Here is a 25,703-nt window from a genome sequence, read left to right as displayed (position 1 = left end):
CGCCCCTGGTAGCTTGCTGCCAGGGGCGTTTTGCTATTCGGTGATGAAGCGTCCTAACGCACACTTTATGCTTGCAGCGGGCAACGATTTAACACCACAATAGTCTTAGTTATAGCTACCAATGATGTCTCGGTAGCGCTGCCCGCACTAATGGCGGGCAGAGCGATGAGTCACCGCGAGAGACGCAGCGACTCGTCGCATCGAGTGCGGCGTTTGCGGAGTGCACGCGCCGTGACCGGTGTTTAACAGGGGGATTCCCTGTTCGTCACAGTGGTAGACACGATGACTATTATGACTACTCAAGCTGAGCTTGACGCTCCGCTCCCCAGCCCGTACTGCCCCACCCGCATTCCTGCGGAAGATGAGGCGCGGGTAGCCGAAATCAAGCAGTTGCTAAAAGCACACAATGCGGTGCTCGTCGCCCATTACTACACCGATGATGCCATTCAACAGCTGGCTGAAGAGACCGGTGGCTGTGTTGCTGACTCCCTTGAAATGGCGCGCTTTGGTGCGCGGCACGATGCAACAACGCTGGTGGTTGCAGGTGTACGCTTCATGGGGGAAACAGCGAAAATTCTATCCCCAGAAAAACGCGTTTTAATGCCCACCCTGGAAGCGACCTGTTCGCTGGATATTGGTTGCCCTGCTGACGAGTTTAGCGCTTTTTGTGATGCGCATCCGGATCGTACCGTTGTGGTATACGCCAATACCTCGGCTGCTGTAAAAGCGCGCGCTGACTGGGTCGTCACCTCTTCGATTGCCGTCGACGTTATTGAGCACCTTCAAGCCAAAGGTGAAAAAATACTGTGGGCGCCGGATAAGCACTTAGGTGGCTATATCCAGAAAAAAACCGGTGCAGATATGCTGATGTGGGACGGTGCCTGTATCGTTCACGAAGAGTTCAAGGCAAAGGGGATTGAAGATCTTAAGCGTCTTTATCCTGAAGCCGCTGTACTGGTGCACCCAGAGTCGCCCGATGCCGTGGTCAAACTGGCCGATGTGGCAGGTTCAACCTCTCAGTTGATCAAAGCCGCGCAAACGTTGCCCAATGACAAACTGATCGTTGCTACTGATCGCGGTATTTTCTTTAAAATGCAGCAGGCGGTGCCCGATAAAACGCTATTTGAGGCGCCCACAGCAGGTAACGGTGCGACCTGTCGTAGCTGCGCACATTGCCCGTGGATGGCGATGAATGCTCTGGATAACTTGGCGGGTGCGTTGCGTGACGGTAGCGGTGAGATTTTTGTTGATGACACGCTGCGGTGGCAGGCGTTAAAACCATTAGAGCGAATGCTGAACTTTAATGCCTAGTGTATAAACTCTCCATGGCAGCAAGGCGACAGCCCGAATGCGATAAGCATGCGGGCTGTTTTTTTGAAACATCAAAACTTCTCTAGTGCCTCGCGGTATTCAATGAACGCTTCCCTACGTTGTTCGATACGCGCCAGTGCCTGTTGATCATTCTCTTGCTGTGCGGCATCTTTGGCGATGCTCAACTGACGAATGCCGCGGTCAATTCTGCCTGTTAGCTGTAAGTGTTCTGCTCGCGCTAAGTGTCCCCAGCCGTCATAGCCGCTTCGTCCGGCTGCTTCGGCAAGAAGATTGAACCCTTGAGGGGTTTCAGGGTGCTGAGCAGTAATATCACGTAATAACTCATAAGCTGCTTGAGGATCGCGCTGGAGCTGGGCTTCGGCTAACACCAATTGAGCAGGTAAGTAGTTGGGCATGATGCGCAGCAGGCGCTGGCTACGCGTAATAGCCTCCTCATAGCGTTGTGCTTCTAGCGCAACGGTGGCGGCAGAAGCCGGTAGCATGCCATAGTCAGGTAGCTCGCGGGCCAATTGGTCAAGGGTTTGCAGTGCGTTGTCTGTTTGGCCATTGCGGGCTGCCATTAGCGCTGATAGGTAGCGTTGCGCTTGTTCTTCGCTATCCTCTTGAGCAAGTCGTGACGCAGCTTGTTGCGGTGTGTTGTGGTAAATGCTCAAAAGTGCGCGGGCGCGCATCATGTCGTATAACGTGTCGCTGGTATAGGCGTCGGCAATATTTAGCTGTGATGCGCGTGCTTGAGCATCACTTAGTCGGCTATCGCTCACCGGGTGGGTAAGTAAGAACTCTGGTGGTGTGCCGCCCTGGAGTCGTGCCATCCGTTGCATGGCACTGAACATACGTACCATCGCATCTGGGTTGTATCCAGCACTTGCCATTGCCTGCAGGCCAACCCGGTCGGCTTCTTGCTCAAAGCGTCGTGAATAGGACAATTGGTCTTGAATGAGCGCCGCTTGGGAACCCATAGCAGCGGCCATGCCCGCATCGCCGCCACCGCTGGCGGCAATGAGCATGCCTGCCAGCATGGCGGCCATTGCAGGCAGCTGTGTTTGCTCCGCACGTGCACTGCCCCTGGCGTAGTGTCGTTGAGATAGGTGGCCCAGCTCGTGGGCGATAACCGACACAAAGGCTCCCTCATCTTCAGCAAAGGCGAATAGCCCTGAATTGATACCTATGACCCCGCCAGGGACTGCGAAAGCATTGAGAGAGCCGTTATCAACCATCACGGTCGTTGTGCGAAGGTTGCCAAGCTGGCTGTGGGGAGCAAGGCGTGCAACTAGACTATCTAGGTAGTCATTTGCAATAAGGTCTTGCCACTGTGGTGCTTGGGCACGAAATTGACGAAGCCAAGCGCGCCCCAGGCGATACTCTTCGTTACTGACAGAGGTTGAAGCGCCACCTAGGCTTGGGAGCTGATAATCGTCGAAGCCAAAGCTGGGTGGGCTAACACTGGCGACACTCAGCATGAACGCTAGCGCGTAGGCTCGGCGAGAAAGTGTGAATCGAAGGTGCAGCATGGCATCCTCATGGTGTTCCTGATATTCAAGTAATATACGCAGCAAACAGCGGTGTGACATTGATTCAGGCAGGTAAGTGCCGTTAAATCAAATTCTCAGCGACCGTTTTAAAGAAATAGTTTATGTAACAATGCCGTATTCAAGTAAGTATTTTGATCAAGTAGGTATTTTGGGGGAGAGGGTATGTCCGAGCACACAGAGTCCAGGTCAAACGCTAGCATTAAGCCCGATACGGTGCTGGATGCTACCGGGTTGCACTGCCCGCTGCCATTATTAAAAGCCAAACAGGCATTGGCTGGGCTGGCCCCTGGTCAATTGCTTGAAGTAAGAGCAACGGATGCTGGTTCGTGGCGTGATATGGCATCTTTCACCGAGCTTAGTGATCATGTGTTAGAAGCGCGCGAGCAGCATGGCGATATGTACTATTTTTGGATACGCAAAGCAGGGATGTCTCACTCATGACCATGCGCACTATTCTGAAAAGTTGGATTGATCGCTACTTTTCAGACGAAGAGGCGTTAATTCTTCTCTTGGTATTGGTAGCTGGTTTTGCGGCCATTATTTGGTTTGGCAGGATGCTGGCGCCGTTCTTCACCGCGCTGGTGATCGCTTTTTTACTGCAGGGCGTAGTGAGTGCCTTGACGCGGCGCGGTGTACCTCATTTGCTAGCGGTCATTGTTGTGTTTGTGGCGTTTGTTAGCGTGTTGCTAACAATGGCCTTTATTTTGATGCCGCTGATATGGAATCAACTTGTCGGGCTTGTTCAGGAGACGCCGCGTATGTTTGCTAGCGGCCAAGGGTGGTTAGACGAACTTCAGGCCCGTTATCCTAATTTAATCACTCCCGATCAAATGCAGAGCTGGATAGGCGTTGCCAGTCGGGAAATTAGCCAGCTAGGACAGCGTGCATTAACGCTGTCACTGGCATCGCTCGGCAATATTATGTCGTTGATTATTTACTTAGTGTTAGTGCCGATACTGGTATTCTTCATGCTAAAGGATCGCCAGTCTTTGGTAGGTTTTACGCTGTCGTTGCTACCGCAAAAGCGTACGCTGTTAACGCGTATTTGGCATGAGATGGATCGTCAGATTGCTAATTACATACGCGGCAAATCGATAGAGATTATTATCGTTGGTACGGTTGCTTTTTTTACCTTCGCTTTCTTTGGCTTACCTTACACCGCCTTGTTAGCAGTGCTGGTGGGATTTTCTGTTCTGGTGCCATACATTGGAGCGGCGGTAGTCACCATCCCAGTGGCAGCCGTTGCCGGGTTTCATTTTGGGATCAGTGAGCAGTTTGCTTATGTGGTTGTCGCTTACGGCGTTATTCAAGCGCTTGATGGGAATGTGCTTGCACCGGTGTTGTTTTCAGAAACGAATAATATTCACCCGGTTTCCATTATTGTCGCGGTGCTGTTTTTTGGTGGTATCTGGGGGTTCTGGGGCGTTTTCTTTGCGATTCCCCTGGCCACCCTACTAAAAGCACTGGTTTATGCATGGCCAAGAGGAATAGCCGAGAGAGAAGGTGAAAAGCAGCTTCCATTGGCTGAACATTAGCAGGCGCCACCTGACCGTAGTACGTGAAGCGCGAACGGAAAAATTGCCTGCGAATCAGTCGCGGCACCGCTTCGCGCTGTACCCGCCCAGGATGCGGTGCTCCTGGTTTTGTTAGTTGGCGTGAAGCGCTTCTGCTGCTGTTAGTACGTCATCAACATGCCCTGGTACCTTAACGCCGCGCCACTCTTGAACAAGCTTACCCTCGCTGTCGATTAGGAAGGTACTGCGCTCAATGCCAAGATGCTCTTTGCCGTACATCTTTTTAAGTTTGATAACATCAAAAATCTGGCATACGGTTTCGTCCTTATCGGAGATAAGCTCGAAGTTAAAATCTTGCTTGGCTTTGAAGTTCTCCTGAGCACGGATACCATCTCTAGAAACGCCGATAATAACCGTATTGGCAGCATCGAATCGTGGCTTGCGGTCTCTAAAGTCTCCGCCTTCGGTAGTGCACCCCGGGGTGCTGGCCTTTGGATAAAAATAGATAACCACCTGCTTGCCACGCAGCTTAGACAGCGTCACCGTCGTATCGCTAGTGGCTGGGGCAGAAAAGTCAGGTACCGGGTGATTGAGTTTTACAGACATGAAGAGCTCCTTTAATGAGAGGGTTTACTTAGTTGATTACACGAAAGTAACGCTATTATGTCAAAGCGAATAGGCGCCCAGTAATGAGCAGGTGAGAAAACTCTCAGCGCTTTGCGCTGTACAGGTTCGAGCCGCCTGAGTACCATTTGCTGTCTGTCGCCTCCCTTGGGACGACAGCAAAGTGTTCAAAGCATAAAATGGCAGTAGGTTAAATCGCCCCGATAGTGCTCGTTCTAGTGGTCAAAGCTCTTGTGGACAGTCTCTTGTGGGCAGTCTCTTGTGGACAGGCTCTTATAAATAGAGCCCTTATGGTCGAAGCTTCTCGATTTTCAATGAACATCGTCAGTAGCTTAATTTTATAATTTGGCAGGTGAGGAAAAAACGGATGATCACAGGCAGCATTGTCGCCCTGGCGACGCCGATGAAAGTCAATGGCGACATCGACTGGGAGGCGCTTCGTCGCCTGGTGAACTTCCACCTCGATAATGGCACTGATGCCATTGTCGCAGCGGGCACCACGGGCGAACCTACTACCATGACGTTTGCTGAGCACTTTGATGTGATCCGCAGCGTGGTAGAAGAGGTGAATGGTCGTATTCCGGTGATCGCCGGCACGGGAGCGAACGCCACATCAGAGGCGGTTGAGTTAGCTCGCTACGCTAGCGAAGTTGGCGCAGATTACTGTCTATCGGTTTGCCCCTACTATAACAAACCGACTCAGGAAGGCCTTTACCAACATTTCAAAGCGGTGGCTGAAGGAAGCAAACTGCCGGTAATTCTTTATAACGTTCCCGGCCGTACCTGCTCTGATCTGTACAATGAAACGGTAGTACGCCTAGCCGAGGTGAAGAATATTATCGGTTTGAAAGATGCTACCGGGAACCTTGAGCGCGCAGAGGATCTAATTACCCGCTTGAAGGGCAGCGACTTTATGCTCTACTCCGGCGACGATGCCACCGCCTGTGACTTTATGTTGATGGGTGGCCACGGCGATATCTCGGTGACTGCGAACGTAGCGCCCAAAGCGATGCATGAACTCTGCGCTGCAGCCGTAGCTGGTGATTCGGATAAGGCTCACCAAATTAATACGCGTTTGATGCCGTTACACACCAATTTAGGCATTGAAGCGAATCCGATTCCGGTTAAATGGGCACTGCATCGCATGGGATATATGGACGCAGGGATTCGTTTGCCGTTGACCTGGCTGTCGGAAAAGTACCACGCCACTGTCAGTGAAGCGCTGCAGCTGGCGGGCGTCGTAGAGGAGTAATTCGACGTAACCCCTTTGCTACTCGGCGTACGTTGATGCGCCGAGTACTCGACCTGTTGACTGTAAAGGTGGCTTGATGAGCCCTGTTCTTGAAAAACGTTTGCTTGAAAAACGTGCGCTTAAATGGATACCGCTGGCTCTCGCAACGGCTGTCACGCTTGCTGGATGCGCGCGCGACGATGGTTACTATCACGACCGTAATTTGGATTATACTGAAGCTACCCCAGCGCCCCCCTTAGTACTGCCAGAAACCCGCAATCCACAGCGTTACCGTGATGCCATGCCGGTGCCCCAGGTAGCGGTGCAAGGTAGCCGTATTGATGAGGCGGCCGAGATTGCTCCCCCCCAGACGCTGACAATTGGCAGTGGTTTAGAACCTGAATTTGTAGAGCGTCGTCAGGTCGGTGATCAGACTTGGTTGGTGGTCGCGGCAGATACGGGAACTGTCTGGCCTCAGTTAGAAGCGTTCGCGAATAGTCGCCAGCTAGGTGTTCAGCAAAGCGATGCGAATCAAGGTGTCATAGTGACCTCTCAAGCCACGTTGAAGCTACAAAGCGCGCTCAGGGCGGGCAGTAGTGAGGTGCGCTGTGAGCAAGCAGGGCAAAGTGTGACTGTGTGTCTTGATGCCCTAGAGCAGTACTTAGGCGCACGCAGTGCCACTGCTAGCGCATCTTCTTGGACTGCACAACGACTCGCACAAGATCAGACGCTGCAAATGCGCCAGCAGGGCGACGCGTGGGAAGTTGTGATCCCTCAATCCATTGATCGTGTTTGGGCAGAGCTGGACCACTATCTTGAGCTCGACTTTAGTGTCGAAGGGCAGCGCGACCTATTAGCCACTTCTGCTGAAAACTATGAATTCCTGGTTGAGTACATGACCGAGACTGAGCGAGGTCGCAACCCGCTACAAATTGTCTTCAGTCCCGATGTGCGTCGCATGTCGCAGCAAATTCGTCTAGCTCTTCAGCCTGATGGTGATAAGACCATTCTGCGTGCGATTAATGCCAGTGAGCGTAGTTTAACTGCTGACGATCAGCGCGAGCTGCTTGAGCGAGTCTCCGGCTACCTACGTTAATTTTTAATTTTGAAACCCTTCGGAGCCCCTATGGAAAAGCGCCAAGAACTCTACGCTGGTAAAGCGAAATCCGTTTATACCACCGACGACCCTGACTTGTTGGTACTGCACTTTCGTGATGATACCAGTGCTTTCGATGGCAAAAAGAAAGAGTCACTGGCCCGCAAAGGCAAAGTGAACAACATCTTCAATGCTTTCATTATGCAGCGCCTGGAAGAGGCAGGGATTCCTACCCATTTTGAGAAGCAGCTTTCTGATACTGAAAGCCTAGTCAAAAAAATGGAGATGATTCCTGTTGAATGCGTCGTGCGCAACATTGCAGCAGGTGGCCTAGTTAAGCGCCTGGGTGTGGAAGAGGGCATCAGTTTGAATCCGCCCACCTTTGAATTGTTCTTAAAGAACGATGAAAAGGGAGACCCCATGATTAACGAGTCGCTAGCAGAAACCTTTGGCTGGGCAACCCCCGAACAGCTGGCGAAAATGAAGTCACTTACTTTTAAAGTGAACCATGTGCTTAAGCAGCTGTTTGCCGAAGGCGACATGTTGCTAGTCGATTACAAGCTTGAGTTTGGAGTCTTCAAAGGCGATGTAGTCCTTGGCGATGAGTTCTCCCCGGATGGATGTCGTTTATGGGATGCCAATACGCGAGAAAAGCTTGATAAAGATCGCTTTCGCCAGGGGTTAGGTGGTGTCATTGAAGCGTATGAAGAAGTAGCACGACGGATTGGTATTCATATTGATTAATGCCGTAGCATATATGTAATAAATGTTTGTGCTGATATGCTCGCATAGTAAAAACCCGCTTAGGATACTGCTTCCGAAGCGGGTTTTTCTATTAAACTCTGATAGTGTGCTTTAGTCGTCTGAAGACTCTGCAGTTAGTTCATCAAGTGCCTGTAACCGATAGCCATAGCCATAAACTGAAACAAGGTTCCAACCAAATTCCGACGTTAGACTAAGCTTTTTGCGCACTCGGTGAATATGAACGTCTAGCGTACGAGTGCCAGGCGGATCACTTTTACCCCATACATATTCATATAGGTAGGAGCGTGAAAGCGGACTTCCTAACTGGTTTAGTAGAAGAAAGGCTAACCGAAACTCCTGCCTCGTCAACGATACTTCTTCTCCGTCCACGTAGGCTGTTTCACGATTGGTATTGAGCTTAATGCGGCCAAACTCTAATGTTTGCTGCTGAGCAACACTTGGCGTGCGGAGCGAGTGGCGACGAGTTGACGCATGGGCCCTTGCGGCCAATTCGCGCGGCCTAAAAGGCTTGCTGATGAAGTCATCAGCCCCCGCGTTCAAGGCTTGAATAATATCGGCTTCTTCTTGTCTCAGGGTCACCATTAGGACAGCAGGAATAATCTGTAGGTAGGTTTTCATCCAATTGAGCAGCGCAATACCAGTGCCGTCGGGCAAGTGCCAATCTAGTATGACTAAATCGAACGTATTGCGGCTAGCGGTATGAATAAATGCCTTACTGGTTTCGAATGAGTAGATGTTCGCCTCTATACCTCGCTCGGCAAAGCCATCCATAAGCGCTGTTTCAATGCGCTCTGATACCACCTTCTCATCTTCTACTACTGCAATGCGCATAGGCTGTATCCAAGTCAGGTCTCGTCAGTGAAAGTGAGCAGTATAGGTTACAAATCTGTTCCTAGATCTCAAAAGCATCAAGGCAGCATAGTTAGATACTTGCTCTGAAATATGAGCTTTGCAAGTAGAAAAGCTCGTTAAGTGCCTGCCCAGTAGTGTTTAGTATCCCCGGACTCTTCCTCTATTGATGCTGCCGCAGCGGTATGACCAACGCTGAGCGTGATCAAAATACGTGGCAGGTCAGCTACTTCCCAGAATACGCATGTCGGCCGAAATGTAAATTGATGAGTTCAGTTGAGGTGTAAATTTTAATTAGTATTAATTTTTATTATGTCTGGGCTGTTTTTTGTGGATGTATTAGTAAGTGCTTACTCTTCATTTGGCTAAGAGCAGGAGATTCTTAGCTGGCATGTATTTTTCTACCTTAGAGCCCATTAAAAGAGACTAAAAAAACTCACTGACTAGGCTGTTAATATTGATTAATAATATGGAGAAGAGTAGTTCCCTGTGCTAGCTTCAATGTTAAGAAGTGTTTCAAGCGCGGGTATGGCTTCCATAGACTATATAAAAATATTCCGAAAAGTCTTGTGAATCTGCGAGCGAAAACTCGTTTTAGAAGCCTAGCTAGCAGAGTGAGCCCAATTATGTGCCCCCCTTACCTGTCGCCCAAGAAACTAGCAAAAACTAGTCACAATAATCCCTGACAATTTTAATGGGAGCATGGGAATGAATAACGTATTTCGCTTAGTTTGGAATCGATCTCTTGGGCGCCTGGTAGTAGCTTCAGAAGTAGCACGTAGTTGTAGTAAGTCGGGGGCTAGTCACCAAATTGGACGGGTGGCCGAACCTATAACAATTCAATCACCTGTCAAATATTTTCTTCGGCCGGTTACATTAGGTGTCGTGTTCGCATTCGCGGCAATGCTTTCTCCACTGGGAAGCCACGATGCTGAAGCAAGGAAATTTGCTTCAGACGGTGGTAGCTGTGTGTCTGGAGCGGCAGGCTCAGTGGTTGGTAGGATAGCGACCCCAAACACCAGCGCAGACCCCATAGATGGAAGTGGTACTTACTCGCTTGTTGCAGGTTGTGATGCCAGTGGTAATAACCAGTTGGCAGCTACTGTCTATGGTGCTTTTAGTCAGGTCACAGGAACTGGCGGAGCGGTGTTTGGCTTTAATTCCAGTGCGGCTCAGTGGGCGACGGCAATAGGGTTAGAAAGCCGCGCTACTGGCGTGGGTGGCACAGCATTAGGTTTTGGAAGCCAAGCAACGGCTAGGAATTCTATTGCCATAGGAAGTGCTGGCGGTACTGACAATAACAACCCACTTTCTGTTGCAAACTCAACCACGGCGTCGGGCGCGCACTCTATTGCCATTGGTGCGGATAACGTGCGCGGAGCGCAGGCCTCCGGAACCAATAGTATCGCATTGGGAGGGCGGGCCACGGCTAGTGAACTTGCTACGGTAGCAATTGGTGAACGTGCGGAGGCGACCGTAAGTCACGCAATTGCGATAGGCCAGCTAACTCTAGCGACAGGCTTTGGTGCCACTGCTGTGGGTGTTGATGCTGACGCGCTACAGCAGAACACCACGGCGTTGGGACGGCGAGCCTGGGCCAATGCTAATGCCGGTACGGCCGTAGGGCTTGGCAGTCGGGTGGAAGCGGGTGCCACGCGTGGTGTTGCGATTGGTGGTGCCACTGATGAAACCTCTAATGCGACGGTGGATGCATCGGGTACCCTTGTCACTGCGGTCGACGGTATTGCAATTGGTGCGGGGGCGATAACTCAAGGCGAGCGCGCTATGTCCTTTGGACGTGAGGCGACGGCTAGTGGAGAGGACGCCATCGCCATGGGCACCGGTGCCACGGCCAGTGGCGTCCAGTCTATTGCTATTGGTACCGGCAACACCGTGTCTGGCGACAACTCTGGCGCTTTTGGTGACCCGAATATTATCAATGGCGCCGGCTCCTACGCGGTGGGTAACGATAACGAGATTGACGCCGACGAGGCCGGCACTTTTGGCAACCGTAATGTGCTGGCGGCGACTGCCAACGGCAGCCGCATTATCGGTAATGATAATAACATTGATGTCGCCGATGCCTTTGTGATCGGCAACGGCGCAGACGTCACCGTGGCCGAGGGCGTGGCGCTGGGTAATGGTTCCATCGCCGATACCGGTGCGGGCGTGGCAGGTTACAACCCGACTACCGGCGCCGCCGATGGGCTGGACGCGGGGATCGCCGCGACCCAGAGCACCACCGGGGCGGTGGCCGTGGGTGATGCCGCAGGCGGCGTTTATCGCCAGGTTACCGGCGTAGCCGCAGGTACCGAGGACTCTGACGCGGTCAACGTCGCTCAGCTCAAGGCCAGCGAAACACACTATTACAGCGTCAACTCCACTGTGACCGGTGCTGGATCAAACTTTGACAATGACGGTGCGACCGGGGCGAATGCCCTGGCGGCAGGCGTAAAGGCCAGCGCTGCAGGGGCATCCGCCGTGGCCGTTGGCAATACGGCCACTGCAGGTACAACGCGGGACATTGCTATTGGTAACGCGGCCGAGACGGGGGTCATTGCCGGTGCGACAGGGAACCAAGCTGACAATGTGGCCATCGGTTCGGGAGCGCAGGCGCTTGGCGGCACCGCCATTGCCATTGGTGAAGGGGCAACGGCGACGGGCACCAGTACAGCAAGTGTCAACTCGGTCATCGCCATTGGTCGTCGAGCAACGGCCAGGGATGTCGCTGCCCTTGCCCTAGGCTCCAACGCAAGCACCGGGTGGGGTCAAGCTATGCCGCGGCTATCGGCCCCACTGCGACGGTTGGCGACAATGCAGCTAGCTCAATCGCCATCGGCAGCAGCTCGAAAGTGGCAGATGGTGCCTCCTCTTCCACGGCAATCGGTCGCAACACCATGGTCAATGCGTCGACCTCCGTGGCCGTCGGGTCGGACGCGACAGTGGCGACTGGTGCCTACTCTTCCACGGCACTCGGTCGCAACGCTACGGTCAATTCGAATCGCTCAGTGGCCATCGGGCAGGACACGGACGTGGCGATTAACGCCAATTTTGGAACGGCCATCGGTAGTGCCGCCAAGGTGCTTGAAGGCGCTGTGTCGGGCATGGCGTTTGGCACCAATGCGCAAGTCTTGGCCACAGGTGATGTCGCCATAGGGCGCGGTGCCAGCGTAGATGGAACGTCCGATGGCGGTCCTTCTATTGGCTTAGGCGCGGATGTCGCGATTAATGGATCAGCCGACGCCACAGCAATCGGCTCGAAGGCAACAATAGGGACAGGTGTCAGCGATTCCAGTGGTGCCACGGCGATTGGTTCCGGGACTGTCGTGGGCGATCAGTCGCGCAATGCTACGGCTATTGGCAGGCTTTCCAGCATAGGTGACAGTGCGTGGGATAGCGTGGCGTTGGGGACTGCAGCCACTGTTGGAGATAGCGCTGCTGGATCCGTTTCTATCGGCGTTAATGCGACGAATGCTACAGGGGCTTTTAGCTCGGTTGCCCTGGGTATTGGTACCAGTAACGATGCATCTCATGCAATCGCCATTGGTAGCTATGCCACTACTAGTGCGAGTGATGCAATTGCCATTGGCTCTGACACCGAAGCAGCCAAAAATTCCATCGCTTTGGGGCATGACGCTAAAGCCACGGGGAACCAATCGATCAGCATTGGTACTGGCAACGAGGTCAGTGGTGACGGCTCCGGCGCGATCGGCGACCCGAGCATCATCACTGGCGCAGGCTCCTATTCGCTGGGTAACGACAACACCATTGATGCCGACGAAGCTGGCACCTTCGGCAACGACAATATCCTGGCTGCGACGGCTACCGGCAGCCGCATCATCGGTAATGGCAACGATATTGATGTGGCCGATGCCTTTGTAATCGGCAATGGAGCAGACGTCACCGTTGCTGAAGGCGTGGCGCTTGGTAATGGCGCGATTGCCAGTACCGGTGCAGGCATTCAAGGCTATAACCCGCTCACCGGCGCTGCCGATGGCACCGATGCGGCGATTGCCGCGACGCAAAGCACCACCGGTGCAGTGGCCGTGGGTGACGCAGGCAATGGCGTCTATCGTCAAATCACCGGCGTGGCGGCTGGTAGTCAAAATAGCGACGCCGTCAACGTCGCCCAACTGAAGGCCGCCGAGACGCACTACTACAGCGTCAACGACGGTGGCGTGGTGGGCGGCAACTACAACAACGATGGTGCCGCTGGCGCCAACAGCATTGCCGCGGGCGTGGGTGCAAGAACCGGCGCGGCAGCGGGCGGTAGCCTGGCGATGGGCACGAACGCGCAGGCCGATTTTGTAAATGACATAGCATTAGGGACCGGTGCCCATGCGACCGGCGACACAACGGGGACTGGGCCAGCGACCGCATTTGGTCACAGTGCGACAGCCTCCAAACCCGCTGACACAGCGTTCGGCACCCTGGCCACGGCGTCGGGTGGCCAATCCCTTGCACTTGGTTACGGCGCCACTTCTTCAGGGCTTTCCAGTACTGCATTCGGCACCCAGGCAGAGGCGACCGCGAAAGGCAGCCTTGCGCTGGGAGGCTTCACGTTTTCCAACGGCGAGTTTTCCACCGCGATCGGCGGTGCCACTGCCGGTGCCGACGAATCCGTCGTGATCGGTGAACTGGCGAGCAGCACAGCGGCCGCCATCGACGGCGTCGCACTGGGCGCGGGCGCCGAAGTGTCGGCGGAGAACAGCGTGGCATTGGGCGCCGGCAGTGTGGCCGACGGCAGCACGTTGAGTACAGCGGCTTACCAACCGCTTGATGTTGACGGTAACCCGGCTACCGTTGCAGCACCCACCGCAGATAGCGAAGTCTCAGTTGGTAGCGCAGGTAATGAGCGCCGCATCATTAATGTGGCTGCAGGGGCAGAAGATACCGATGCGGTCAACGTGAGTCAGTTGAAAGCAGTGAATGATGTTGCCAGCGCTGGCTGGAATGTCCAGACCAACGGTGATACAGCGACGAATGTGGCTCCCGGCGATACCGTTCAGTTTATCGATGGCAAGAACATCGATATCACCCGCAGCGGTACCGATATCACCGTCGCCACCGCCGACAGTGTGGCCTTTGATGATGTGACCATTACCGGTGGTCCAACGCTGACCGGTGGTGGAATCAATATGAATAACACCACCATCAGTAACCTGGCTGATGGCGTGGACGCGCAAGACGCTGTTAACGTTAGCCAATTGGAAAGCGCAGCGGCGGCCTCAAAAACTGCAGTCACCGGCGGCACCAATATTGCCAGTGTGGATCAAACCACCGGCGCGGACGGCCAGGATATCTACGAAATAAACGCTGATGGAGCCTCAGTGAGTGCCGGTTCCGGTGCGGTGGATGTTATCGCCGCTGCCCCAGATGCGGATAACGTCACCGACTACGCGGTGGATCTCAGCCAAGCCAGCAAAGACAGCCTAGACCTCGCCGACTCGGCACTGCAAACCGTGGTCACCCAGATCGACGGTGTGGATGTTAAAACCCTCGACCAGAACGATAACGTCGCTAACTTTATCAGCGGCCAGAACATTGAGCTGAGCAATGACGGCGGTGCGATTGAAATTGCCACTAGCACAGACCTGACGGCGGATAGCCTGACTATCAACAATGGACCAATACTCAATGACAGTGGCATTGATATGGGCGGGGACACCATCACCAACGTTGGCGCGCCAGTAAACGGCGGTGATGCGGTTAATCTCGACTACTTCGATGAAAACCGCTCCCGCTATTACAGTGTTAACGATAATGGCACCCAGCAAGGTAACTACGACAATGATGGTGCAACTGGCATTAATGCACTGGCAGCGGGTACTAATGCGTTAGCGCAAGGCAATGCCTCTGTTGCCGTCGGTGATGGCGCAGAAGCAACAGCTGTTCGCGATATTGCAATGGGCGAAGGAGCGGGTGCGAATGCAGGAACCGGTGGGCGCGATAATATCGCGGTCGGAGGCCTAGCAGGGCAGGGCCGTGGCAATAACAGCAGTTTCAATGTGGCCACTGGTTACAGATCTGGTGAGAATGTTACCGGAAACGCTAATATCGCGTACGGCCGTACATCAGGCCAGAATGTAACAGGTTCTGAGAACCTTGCTTTCGGTACAGGCGCTGGCCGTAACGTCACGGGCACGGATAACGTCGGAATCGGCCAGGATGCCGGGGAAGGCGTGAATGGAATCAATAACCTCGGTATTGGCCGACAGGCTGGCCGGACGGTAGCGGGTAGCCAGAATATTGGTGTTGGTGGATTGGCCGGTGCAGGAGTCACTGGTTTCAATAACGTTGGCGTTGGGGTATACGCAGGAGGTAGCACTAACGGTGATTTCAATGCTGCTGTAGGCGAGCGAGCCGGTCGGATTGTGACGGGAAGTCATAACGCGGCCTTGGGGCACTACGCGGGTAACCGATTGATCGGTAGCGATAACGTAGCTATTGGCCATCATGCAGGCACTCTGGTTCATGTCGATCCCGCGCTTAGAGTGGAAGCGGATCGTACGGTATCTATTGGTAACCAGGCGTTGGCCTCGGCTGATGATGCTGTTGCGATTGGCACAAGCGCGCAGGCTTCGGGCGAACGCAGCATTGCGGTTGGCTATGACGCTATCGCCACCGGCTCTGTTGCTATGGGCGCATCTTCACGCGCAGGCAATGGCGGCGCGGCCTTTGGTGATGGTGCCATTGCAACGTATAACGGTGGTGTTAATGATCCGGCAATTGTGGCAGGCGCAGCGCTAGGGGAAAACGCGAGTGCTGATGTGTCAGGAGCCACCGCGTTAGGTACAGAGGCTACGGTGACTCATGAAGGCAGTGTAGCGCTGGGGCAAGGTTCTATCGCCGATGGCAGTACGTTAGGCACGGCGGCTTACCAACCGTTGGATGTTAACGGCAACCCAGCTACCGTTGCAGCACCCACCGCAGATAGCGAAGTCTCAGTTGGTAGCGCAGATAATGAGCGCCGCATCATTAATGTGGCTGCAGGTGCAGAAGATACAGACGCGGTCAACGTCAGTCAGTTGAAGGCAGTGAATGATGTTGCCAGCGCTGGCTGGAATGTCCAGACCAACGGTGACACGGCTACCAACGTGGCTCCCGGCGATACCGTTCAGTTTATCGATGGCAAGAACATCGATATCACCCGCAGCGGTACCGATATCACCGTCGCCACCGCCGACAGTGTGGCCTTTGATGATGTGACCATTACCGGTGGTCCAACGCTGACCGGTGGCGGTATTGATATGAACAACACCACCATCAGTAACCTGGCTGATGGCGTGAATGATCAGGATGCTGTGAACCTCAGTCAGTTGGAAAACGCTGCGGCTGCCTCAAAAACCGAAGTCACCGCAGGTACCAACGTGGCTAGTGTTGACCAAACCACCGGCGCTGATGGCCAAGACATCTACACCGTTAATGCCGACGGCGCCTCGGTGAGTGCCGGTTCTGGTGCGGTGGATGTGACCGCCGCTGCCTCGGATGCGGATAACGTCACCGACTACGCAGTGGATCTCAGCCAAGCCAGCAAAGACAGCCTGACGCTGGCCGACTCTGCGCTGCAAACCGTGGTCACTCAGATCGACGGCACTGAGGTGAAAACCCTCGACCAGAACGACAATGTCGCCAACTTTGTGACCGGCGATAACATCGTGCTCAGTGATGAGGCGGGTGGTATCAAGATTGCCACCGCGGATGACGTTACCTTTACCAGCATCAACAGCGACAGCCTCGCGATCACCGGCGGCCCGACCCTGACCGGTGGTGGCATTGATATGAACAACACCACCATCAGTAATCTGGCTGATGGCGTGGACGCGCAAGACGCTGTCAACGTTAGCCAATTGGAAAACGCTGCGGCGGCCTCAAAAACCGAAGTCATCGCAGGTACCAACGTTACCAGTGTTGGCCAAACCACCGGCGCTGATGGTCAAGGCATCTACACCGTTAATGCCGACGGCGCTTCAGTGAGTGCCGGTTCCGGCGCGGTGGATGTTATCGCCGCTGCCCCAGATGCGGATAACGTCACCGACTACGCGGTGGATCTCAGCCAAGCCAGCAAAGACAGCCTAGACCTTGCCGACTCGGCGCTGCAAACCGTGGTCACCCAGATCGACGGTGTGGACGTTAAAACCCTCGACCAGAACGACAACACCGCCAACTTCGTCACCGGCGACAATATTGTGCTCAGTGATGAAGCGGGCGGTATCAAAATCGCCACTAGCGCAGACCTGACGGCAGATAGCCTGACGATCAATAATGGCCCGACGCTCAATGACAACGGCATTGATATGGGCGGTGATACGATTACCAACCTCGGTGATCCGGTGAACGGCGGCGATGCGATCAATCTTGATTACTTCGACGAGAACCGTGCGCACTACTACAGCGTGAATGACGGCGGCATCATCGGCGGCAACTACAATAATGATGGTGCCACCGGCCTGAACGCGATTGCCTCCGGCGTTGACGCCACCGCTAGCGGTGACGGTGCGGTGGCCATGGGCTTTGGTGCCAGTGCGCCGATTAATGACAGTCTCGCGTTGGGCAGTGGCTCGGTGGTTGACCGCGCGCTGGCTCCAGACTCCGGCTTTATCCCAGCAGGGTCCGCCACCATTGAGTTCAACACCACCGACAAAGAACTGCTCGGTGCGATCTCGGTGGGTGACAACGACTCTTACCGCCAGATCACCAACGTCGCCGACGGTACGGAAGCACAAGACGCCGTGACGGTGCGCCAGTTACAAGGAGCGGTTGGCTCTGTGATTGATAGCGGCACCAAGTATTTCCGTGCCAACTCCACCGAGCCTGATTCGCTGGCAGTAGGTAACGACAGTATTGCGGTTGGCCCAACAACGGTCACTAACGGCGACAACGGCATAGGCATGGGTAACGGCGCGATTGTCGGGCAAATGGCCCCAGGTGGCACTGCGATTGGTCACAATGCCGAAGTCATGCTCTCTGATGGTATAGCGTTCGGTACCAATGCCCTCTCTGAAGCCCAGCAGGGCATTGCCCTGGGCGCAGGCGCGACGGTTAGCCACGATCAAAGTGTCGCCCTGGGTAGCAACAGCAGCACTGAGGACGCGGTCGCCACCAGTGGCGTCACTATTGCCGGTGATAGCTATACCTTCGCTGGCACCACACCGGATAGCACGGTGAGTATTGGCAGTGCAGGCAACGAGCGCACGCTGACCAATGTGGCCGCAGGTCGCGTGAGCGAGACGAGTACCGATGCCATCAATGGCAGCCAACTATTTGCCTCTAACCAAGCGATAGAAGAGGTCAGTGCGATTGCCAACACGGGTTGGAATGTTCAAACCAACGGTGATACAGCGACCAACGTTGCCCCAGGCGATACGGTTCAGTTCCTAGATGGCAAAAATGTTGATATCACCCGCAACGGCACGGATATCACTGTTGCCACGGCTGATAGTGTGGCCTTTGATGGCGTGGCCATCACCGGTGGTCCGACGTTGAACGGAGGCGGCATTGATATGAACAACACTACCATCAGCAACCTTGCCGATGGTGTGGATGCTCAAGATGCCGTTAACCTTAGCCAACTGCAAAATAGCGCGGCAGCGTCGAAGACAGAGGTTGCGGGTGGCTCTAACGTGGCGAGTGTTGACCAAACCACTGGCGCTGATGGCCAAGCTATCTACACCGTTAATGCGGACGGCGCTTCAGTGAGTGCCGGTTCCAGCGCGGTAGATGTTACCGCCGCTGCCCCGGATGCGGATAACGTCACCGACTACGCGGTGGATCTCAGCCAAGCCAGCAAAGACAGCCTGACACTGGCCGACTCTGCACTCCAAACTGTGGTTACCCAGATCGACGGTACCGAGGTCAAAACTCTCGACCAGAACGATAACGTCGCCAACTTTATCAGCGGTAACAATATCGAACTGAGTGATGATAATGGCGCGATTGAAATCGCCACTAGCGCAGACCTGACGGCGGATAGCCTGACCATCAACAATGGTGGTCCGACGCTCAATGACAATGGCATTGATATGAACGATAACCGCATCACCAATGTTGGAGAGGCGGTCGACGGTGGTGATGCCATCAATCTGGATTACTTCGATGCAAACCGTACCCGCTACTACAGCGTGAATGACGGCGGCACCATCGGTGGCAACTACAACAACGATGGTGCAACGGGACTGAACGCGATTGCCAGTGGTGTTAATGCCACTGCTAGCGGCGAAGGCGCCGTGGCCTTGGGCTTTGGAGCGAATGCACCGATTCGCGATAGTCTGGCATTGGGCAGTGGCTCGGTGGTTGACCGCGCGCTGGCACCGGACTCCGGTTTTATCCCAGCAGGGTCCGCCACCATTGAGTTCAACACCACCGACAAAGAGCTGCTTGGTGCAATCTCGGTGGGTGATGATGACTCCTATCGCCAGATCACCAACGTTGCCGACGGTACGGAAGCACAAGATGCGGTGACGGTTCGTCAGTTGCAAGGTGCGGTGGGCTCGGTGGTTGAGACGGGCATCAAGTACTTCCGTGCCAACTCCGATGACCCTGACGCCATCGCAGCGGGAGACGACAGCCTTGCCGTTGGGCCTAATACAGTCACCAATGGTGACAATGGCCTCGGCATGGGTAACGGCGCGATTGTCGGGCAAATGGCCCCAGGTGGAACTGCGATTGGTCATAATGCCGAAGTCATGCTCTCTGATGGTATAGCGTTCGGTACCAATGCCCTCTCTGAAGCCCAGCAGGGCATTGCCCTGGGTGCAGGCGCGAGGGTGAGCCACGATCAAAGTGTCGCCCTGGGCAGCAACAGCAGCACTGAGGACGCGGTCGCCACCAGTGGCGTCACGATTGCCGGTAATAGCTACACCTTCGCTGGCACCACACCCGATAGCACGGTCAGCATTGGTAGCGAGGGCAATGAGCGCACGTTGACCAATGTGGCCGCAGGCCGCGTGAGCGAGACCAGCACCGATGCCATCAATGGCAGCCAACTGTTTGCCTCTAACCAAGCGATAGAAGAGGTCAGTGCGATTGCCAACACGGGTTGGAATGTTCAAACCAACGGTGATACAGCGACCAACGTTGCCCCAGGCGATACGGTTCAGTTCCTAGATGGCAAAAATGTTGATATCACCCGCAACGGCACGGATATCACTGTTGCCACGGCTGATAGTGTGGCCTTTGATGGCGTGGCCATCACCGGTGGTCCGACGTTGAACGGAGGCGGCATTGATATGAACAACACTACCATCAGCAACCTTGCCGATGGTGTGGATGCTCAAGATGCCGTTAACCTTAGCCAACTGCAAAATAGCGCGGCAGCGTCGAAGACAGAGGTTGCGGGTGGCTCTAACGTGGCGAGTGTTGACCAAACCACTGGCGCTGATGGCCAAGCTATCTACACCGTTAATGCGGACGGCGCTTCAGTGAGTGCCGGTTCCAGCGCGGTAGATGTTACCGCCGCTGCCCCGGATGCGGATAACGTCACCGACTACGCGGTGGATCTCAGCCAAGCCAGCAAAGACAGCCTGACGCTGGCTGATTCCGCGCTCCAAACGGTGGTCACTCAGATTGATGGCACCGACGTTAAAACCCTCGACCAGAACGATAACGTCGCCAACTTTATCAGCGGCCAGAATATTGAGCTGAGCAACGACGGCGGTGCGATAGAAATCGCCACTAGCGCAGACCTGACGGCAGACAGTCTGACGATCAATAACGGCCCAACGCTTAATGGTAACGGCATTGATATGGGCGGCAACACCATCACCAGCCTGGGCGACCCAGTGAATGATGGCGATGCACTCAACCTTCACTACTTCAATGAAAACCGCGTTCGCTACTTTAGCGTGAACGATAACGGTGTCATCGGCGGTAACTTCAATAACGACGGTGCCACCGGCTTGAATGCAATGGCGAGCGGTGTAGGTGCTACTGCAATTGGCGAAGGTGCCGTGGCCATGGGCTTTGGGGCAAATGCTCAAGTACGCGGCAGTCTAGCGATTGGTAGCGGCTCAATTTCTGACCGTGCCTTAGCCCCAGAATCAGGTTTTATCACTGCGGGTTCAGCAACCATTGAGTACAACACTACCGACAAAGAACTGCTTGGCGCGATTTCCGTCGGGGACAGCGACTCTTATCGACAGATTATTAATGTTGCTGATGGCACGGAAGCGCAAGATGCCGTCACGGTTCGCCAACTACAGGGGGCAATAGGCTCTGTCGTTGATACCGGCACTAAGTACTTCCACGCCAACTCTACGGCGCCAGACTCACTTGCGGTAGGTAACGACAGTATTGCGGTTGGCCCAACCACGGTCACTAACGGTGATAACGGCATTGGTATGGGGAACGGCGCGATTGTCGGTCAAATGGCCCCTGGTGGCACCGCCATTGGCAATAATGCCGAGGTATTGCTCTCCGACGGAATCGCATTCGGCACTAATGCCCTCTCCGAAGCCCAGCAGGGCATTGCCCTGGGTGCAGGCGCGACGGTGAGCCACGATCAAAGTGTGGCGTTAGGCAGCAATAGCACCACAGATGAGCCGGTTGCAACCCAGGGCATGACGCTGATTGGCAACGACTACGCATTTGCAGGCACCACGCCGGACAGCACCGTGAGTATTGGCAGTGCGGGCAACGAACGTACGCTGACCAATGTGGCGGCTGGTCGTGTGAGTGAAACCAGCACGGATGCCGTCAACGGCAGCCAACTGTTTGCCTCTAACCAAGCCATTGAAGAAGTAAGTACTGCCGTCAATGCCGGCTGGAACGTCACCGACGGTACCAATGCCGCCAATATCGGCCCTAATGGCGAGGTAACGTTCACTGGGGATAGCAATCTCACCGTCGCGCAGACTGGCATCGATGATGCAGGCGAAGTGGAAATCACCCTGAATCGTGACCTTGATCTCGATAGTGTGACGGCTGGCAACAGCCAACTCACCAACACCGGTCTAAGCGTAGACGATGGTAGCGGCAACCTCACCACCGTCACTAACGATGGCCTCACCATTGCTGGTGGACCCAGCATTACCGCGAGTGGTGGTATTGATGCCAATAACCAAGTCATCAGCAATGTAGGCACGCCAGTGGATGACGGTGATGCGCTTAACCTCCAATATTTCAATGAAAACCGTGCCCGTTACTACAGTGTGAACGACGGCGGCACTGTCGGTGGCAACTTTAATAACGATGGTGCCACGGGGTTGAATGCCATCGCTAGTGGCGTAGATGCTAGCGCCAGTGGTGAAGGTGCCGTGGCCATGGGATTTGGTGCTAACGCGCCGATTACAGATAGCTTGGCACTGGGTAGTGGCTCGATTTCTGACCGTGCTTTAGCGCCAGAATCAGGATTTATTCCTGTGGGTTCGGCAACCATTGAGTACAACACCACCGACAAAGAATTACTTGGTTCGATTTCCGTCGGGGACAGCGACTCTTACCGTCAGATTATTAATGTTGCCGATGGTACTGAAGCGCAAGACGCTGTCACCGTGCGCCAGCTTCAGGGAGCGATAGGCTCCGTGGTGGCTACAGGCACTAAGTATTTCCACGCCAACTCTACAGCGCCCGACTCACTTGCAGCAGGTAACGATAGCATTGCCGTTGGCCCGACCACCGTCACAAACGGTGATAACGGCATTGGCATTGGTAACGGCGCGATTGTCGGTCAAATGGCTCCAGGCGGCACTGCCATTGGCGATAGTGCCGAAGTACTGCTGTCAGACGGAATAGCGTTTGGTAGCAATGCCCGCTCCGAAGCCCAGCAGGGTATCGCTCTTGGCGCAGGTGCGATGGTTAGCCACGATCAAAGTGTGGCGTTAGGCAGTAACAGTGCTACAGATGAATCGGTTGCGACCCAGGGTATTACACTGATCGGCAATGATTACTCGTTTGCAGGCACTACGCCGATGAGCACTGTCAGTGTTGGTAGTGTGGGTAATGAGCGTACGATCACTAATGTGGCAGCAGGGCGAGTAAGTGCTACCAGCACCGATGCCATCAATGGCAGCCAATTGTTTGCTTCTAATCAGGCTATCGAAGAGGTGAGTGCCGCGGCGAACGCTGGATGGAACCTGAGCGTTGAAGATGGCGACGCTAGCAATGTGGCCCCAACGGGTGAAGTTAACCTCTTAAGTGATGACGGTAACATACTCATCACCCAGGCCACGGTTAATGATCGTGAAGAAGTCGCTTTTGGTCTATCCGATGATGTATCAGTTGCTAATAGCCTTACCGTCGGACAAGACGGGCCAGTCATTAGTAGTGAGGGCATCACCAACTTAGCCGAAGGCGATGTCTCAGCCGATAGCAAGGATGCCATCAACGGCTCTCAACTTTACGCCACGAATCAGTGGATCGAAGTGCTAGAAAACAGCGTTACCAACGTGGTGGGTGACGGAAGCGATGAGTACATCACCAACAACGGTCGTGGTATTCGCTACGTGCGCACCAACGACAGTGGCTTAGCAGTCAGCGATGCCTTTGCCCAAGGAGAAGGCTCCACCGCCGTGGGCTACGAAGCCGTTGCCTCGGTAGATCGCGCTCTGGCGATGGGGTACGACGCGATTGCTTCGCACCAAGGGAGTGTCGCGTTAGGGGAAGGGGCTCGCACTGCAGAAGCGGTTGGCACCGCATCGGTTGAAATTGCAGGCCAAACGTACCAGTTTGCGGGTGTTTCCCCAGTAGCCACCGTCAGCGTTGGCAGCGTCGGTGCTGAGCGAACGGTGACGAACGTCGCAGCAGGCCGAATTTCGGCTGAGAGCACTGATGCCATTAACGGCAGCCAGTTGTATGCCACCAACCAGGCAGTCGGTGAGCTAGACAACCGCGTCACCAATGTCGAAGGCGATATCACTAATATCACCAACGACTTGGCGGATCTGGATGACCGCGCGGTGCAATATGACCGCAACGACGATGGCAGTGTTAACTATGACACCATTACCTTGGAAGGCGATGGCGGCACGAAGATCACCAATGTTGCTCCCGGTGATATTGCACAAAACAGCTCGGATGCGGTGAACGGCGGCCAGCTATGGGATGTGCAGAACCAAATCACCAACATTGAACAAGGGGGCTCCAAGTACTTCCGCGCCAACAGCGATGGGCCCGCCGCAGACCCACAAGGTGCTGACAGCATCGCCATGGGGCCAGGCAGTGTCGCGGCAGGCGATCGTAGCGTGGCTTCGGGAGCCGGTGCGCAAGCCAAAGCGGAAGGCAGCGTTGCCCTCGGTGCGGACTCTGTTGCCGACCGTGAAGGCATGAACGGTGAGCGTGAGCGTTTCTCCAACGAATCCGTTGCTTCCACACAGGGTGCCGTTTCAGTGGGTAGTGAAGGAAATGAGCGTCAGATCACCAACGTAGCAGGCGGTACCCAAGACACCGACGCGGTTAACGTTCGTCAGTTGGATGCTGTTCAGCGCGGCGCGGTGAACTACGACCGTGATGAAGATGGCAATGTTGACTACAGCACCATCACGCTGAAAGGCGCAGAAGGCACCACCATCACCAATGTGGCGCCAGGTATTAATGCCAACGATGCTGCCAACGTGGGGCAGTTGAACGAGCTGGGGCGTCGCTTTGAGAACGAGATTGTCAACGTGCATGGCCGTATCGACGATGTTGAACGCAACGCTAATGCAGGTTCTGCCAGTGCGATTGCTGCTTCCACGGTGCCGCAAGCGTGGATGCCCGGTAAGAGCATGATTGGTGTGGGGGCAGGCACCTACGGTGGCGAATCGGCGGTCTCGGTAGGTGTCTCTCGCCTTTCTGACAATGGCCGCTGGGTGATTCAAGGCAAGGTGACGGGTGACTCGCAAAGCAACTTCGGCGCAGGTATTGGCGCTGGCTGGCACTGGTAAAGGAGAACGACGTGAACAATCTTAGTAACAGCATGATGACCAAGGCGGCCCTCGGGGCCGCCAGTATCGCCGCCGTTCTCGTGTTAGCAGGCTGTGCTAGCCCGCCTAACAGTGACCGTACAGAGTTGCGTGAAGCGGGTGATGGCTTTCCGGCGCTAGCGGGCAACTGGTATGACGGTGGCAAGTTTGTGGAGCCGGATAGCGTGCTTCGTATTGCAGAAGGGCAAAGCAAAGACCAAGTACGGCAACTGATCGGCAATCCCCATTACGCGGAAGGATTCTTTGGCGTTCGAGAGTGGAACTACGTATTCAACCTGTACACGGGCAATGGCAATGAGTACATCACCTGCCAATACCAAGTGCACTATGATGATGAGATGGCGTTAGAAAGCACGCGTTGGCGCGACGCGCAATGTCCGGCGTTATTGGTGCCAATCGAAGTAGAAGAAATAGCCGCTGAGCCGCGTGAAGAGAAATTAACGTTATCAGGCGATGTGCTATTTGATTTTGATAGTGACCAACTCTCGTTAGAGGGGCGACGCGCTTTGGAACGGGTGTCAGATATGGTGCTTGATGCCTACTCATCACCAAGTGTACTCGTTGTTGGCTACACGGATCGATTTGGTGAGGAGCAGTATAATCTTAGCTTGTCTCAGTCACGTGCGGAGGCAGTTGGCAGTTATCTAGTCTCACAGGGAATAGAGCGACGTAACTTAACGCTGCTAGGAAGAGGAGAGGCCGACCCTATCGTTGATTGCCCAGGTCAAGTGGCTACACCAAGCGTGAAGGAGTGCTTGAGGCCTAATCGCAGAGTGGAGATGACGCTGCAATAAGCACTCTAGTCAGTCAATAACAGCTCGACCCCAATGCCCACGATGTTCACGCTTTAATAAGCATGCG

Annotated in this window: 12 protein-coding genes; 9 read left to right on the top strand and 3 right to left on the bottom strand. The window is 54.6% G+C overall.

Going from position 1 to position 25,703, the window contains the following annotated elements:
* Nucleotides 1–282: 282 nt before the first annotated feature.
* Nucleotides 283–1,311, top strand: a complete 1,029-nt coding sequence (nadA, locus tag NDQ72_16435; GenBank protein WKD27616.1) for a quinolinate synthase NadA — start codon at nucleotides 283–285, stop codon at nucleotides 1,309–1,311.
* A 71-nt stretch (nucleotides 1,312–1,382) separates the two neighbouring features.
* Here nadA and NDQ72_16430 read toward each other — a convergent pair whose 3' ends face one another.
* The gene (locus tag NDQ72_16430) at nucleotides 1,383–2,843 is read right to left on the bottom strand and encodes a M48 family metalloprotease (GenBank protein ID WKD27615.1); all 1,461 of its coding nucleotides are present in this window, start codon (nucleotides 2,841–2,843) and stop codon (nucleotides 1,383–1,385) included.
* 183 nt (nucleotides 2,844–3,026) lie between these two features.
* On the opposite strand from NDQ72_16430, the gene NDQ72_16425 reads away from it, so the two are divergent.
* Nucleotides 3,027–3,305, top strand: a complete 279-nt coding sequence (locus tag NDQ72_16425) for a sulfurtransferase TusA family protein (GenBank protein ID WKD27614.1) — start codon at nucleotides 3,027–3,029, stop codon at nucleotides 3,303–3,305.
* Nucleotides 3,302–4,399: an AI-2E family transporter gene (locus NDQ72_16420; GenBank protein WKD27613.1), complete on the top strand. Its 1,098-nt coding sequence runs from the start codon at nucleotides 3,302–3,304 to the stop codon at nucleotides 4,397–4,399. Before NDQ72_16425 ends, NDQ72_16420 begins: the two co-directional genes overlap by 4 nt.
* Before the next feature lie 111 nt (nucleotides 4,400–4,510).
* Here NDQ72_16420 and NDQ72_16415 read toward each other — a convergent pair whose 3' ends face one another.
* Nucleotides 4,511–4,984 (bottom strand): peroxiredoxin, encoded by a 474-nt coding sequence (locus tag NDQ72_16415; GenBank protein WKD27612.1) that lies wholly within the window; start codon nucleotides 4,982–4,984, stop codon nucleotides 4,511–4,513.
* 385 nt (nucleotides 4,985–5,369) lie between these two features.
* Here NDQ72_16415 and dapA point away from each other — a divergent pair, with 385 nt between their 5' ends.
* The 3 genes from dapA to NDQ72_16400 all read left to right on the top strand — a co-directional run bounded on the left by dapA (nucleotide 5,370) and on the right by NDQ72_16400 (nucleotide 8,073).
* Entirely contained in the window at nucleotides 5,370–6,254 is an 885-nt protein-coding gene (gene dapA / locus NDQ72_16410; protein WKD27611.1) for a 4-hydroxy-tetrahydrodipicolinate synthase, read from the top strand.
* Between the two features lie 76 nt (nucleotides 6,255–6,330).
* Nucleotides 6,331–7,329, top strand: a complete 999-nt coding sequence (bamC, locus tag NDQ72_16405) for an outer membrane protein assembly factor BamC (protein WKD27610.1) — start codon at nucleotides 6,331–6,333, stop codon at nucleotides 7,327–7,329.
* A gap of 30 nt (nucleotides 7,330–7,359) precedes the next feature.
* The gene (locus NDQ72_16400) at nucleotides 7,360–8,073 is read left to right on the top strand and encodes a phosphoribosylaminoimidazolesuccinocarboxamide synthase (protein WKD27609.1); all 714 of its coding nucleotides are present in this window, start codon (nucleotides 7,360–7,362) and stop codon (nucleotides 8,071–8,073) included.
* A 111-nt stretch (nucleotides 8,074–8,184) separates the two neighbouring features.
* Here NDQ72_16400 and NDQ72_16395 read toward each other — a convergent pair whose 3' ends face one another.
* Nucleotides 8,185–8,925: a response regulator transcription factor gene (locus tag NDQ72_16395; GenBank protein ID WKD27608.1), complete on the bottom strand. Its 741-nt coding sequence runs from the start codon at nucleotides 8,923–8,925 to the stop codon at nucleotides 8,185–8,187.
* A 903-nt stretch (nucleotides 8,926–9,828) separates the two neighbouring features.
* On the opposite strand from NDQ72_16395, the gene NDQ72_16390 reads away from it, so the two are divergent.
* The 3 genes from NDQ72_16390 (at nucleotide 9,829) to NDQ72_16380 (ending at nucleotide 25,636) form a co-directional block, all read left to right on the top strand.
* Nucleotides 9,829–12,099 (top strand): hypothetical protein, encoded by a 2,271-nt coding sequence (locus tag NDQ72_16390; protein WKD27607.1) that lies wholly within the window; start codon nucleotides 9,829–9,831, stop codon nucleotides 12,097–12,099.
* A gap of 1,124 nt (nucleotides 12,100–13,223) precedes the next feature.
* On the top strand, nucleotides 13,224–24,803 hold the full coding sequence (locus tag NDQ72_16385) for a YadA-like family protein (GenBank protein ID WKD30426.1): 11,580 nt from the start codon (nucleotides 13,224–13,226) through the stop codon (nucleotides 24,801–24,803).
* A gap of 11 nt (nucleotides 24,804–24,814) precedes the next feature.
* Entirely contained in the window at nucleotides 24,815–25,636 is an 822-nt protein-coding gene (locus tag NDQ72_16380) for an OmpA family protein (GenBank protein ID WKD27606.1), read from the top strand.
* Nucleotides 25,637–25,703: the final 67 nt, after the last annotated feature.

The organism is Halomonas sp. KG2 (assembly GCA_030440445.1).
Taxonomy (GTDB): domain Bacteria; phylum Pseudomonadota; class Gammaproteobacteria; order Pseudomonadales; family Halomonadaceae; genus Vreelandella.
The sequence above is the reverse complement of the archived record's forward strand: the minus strand, read 5'-3'. Positions and strand labels throughout refer to the sequence as shown.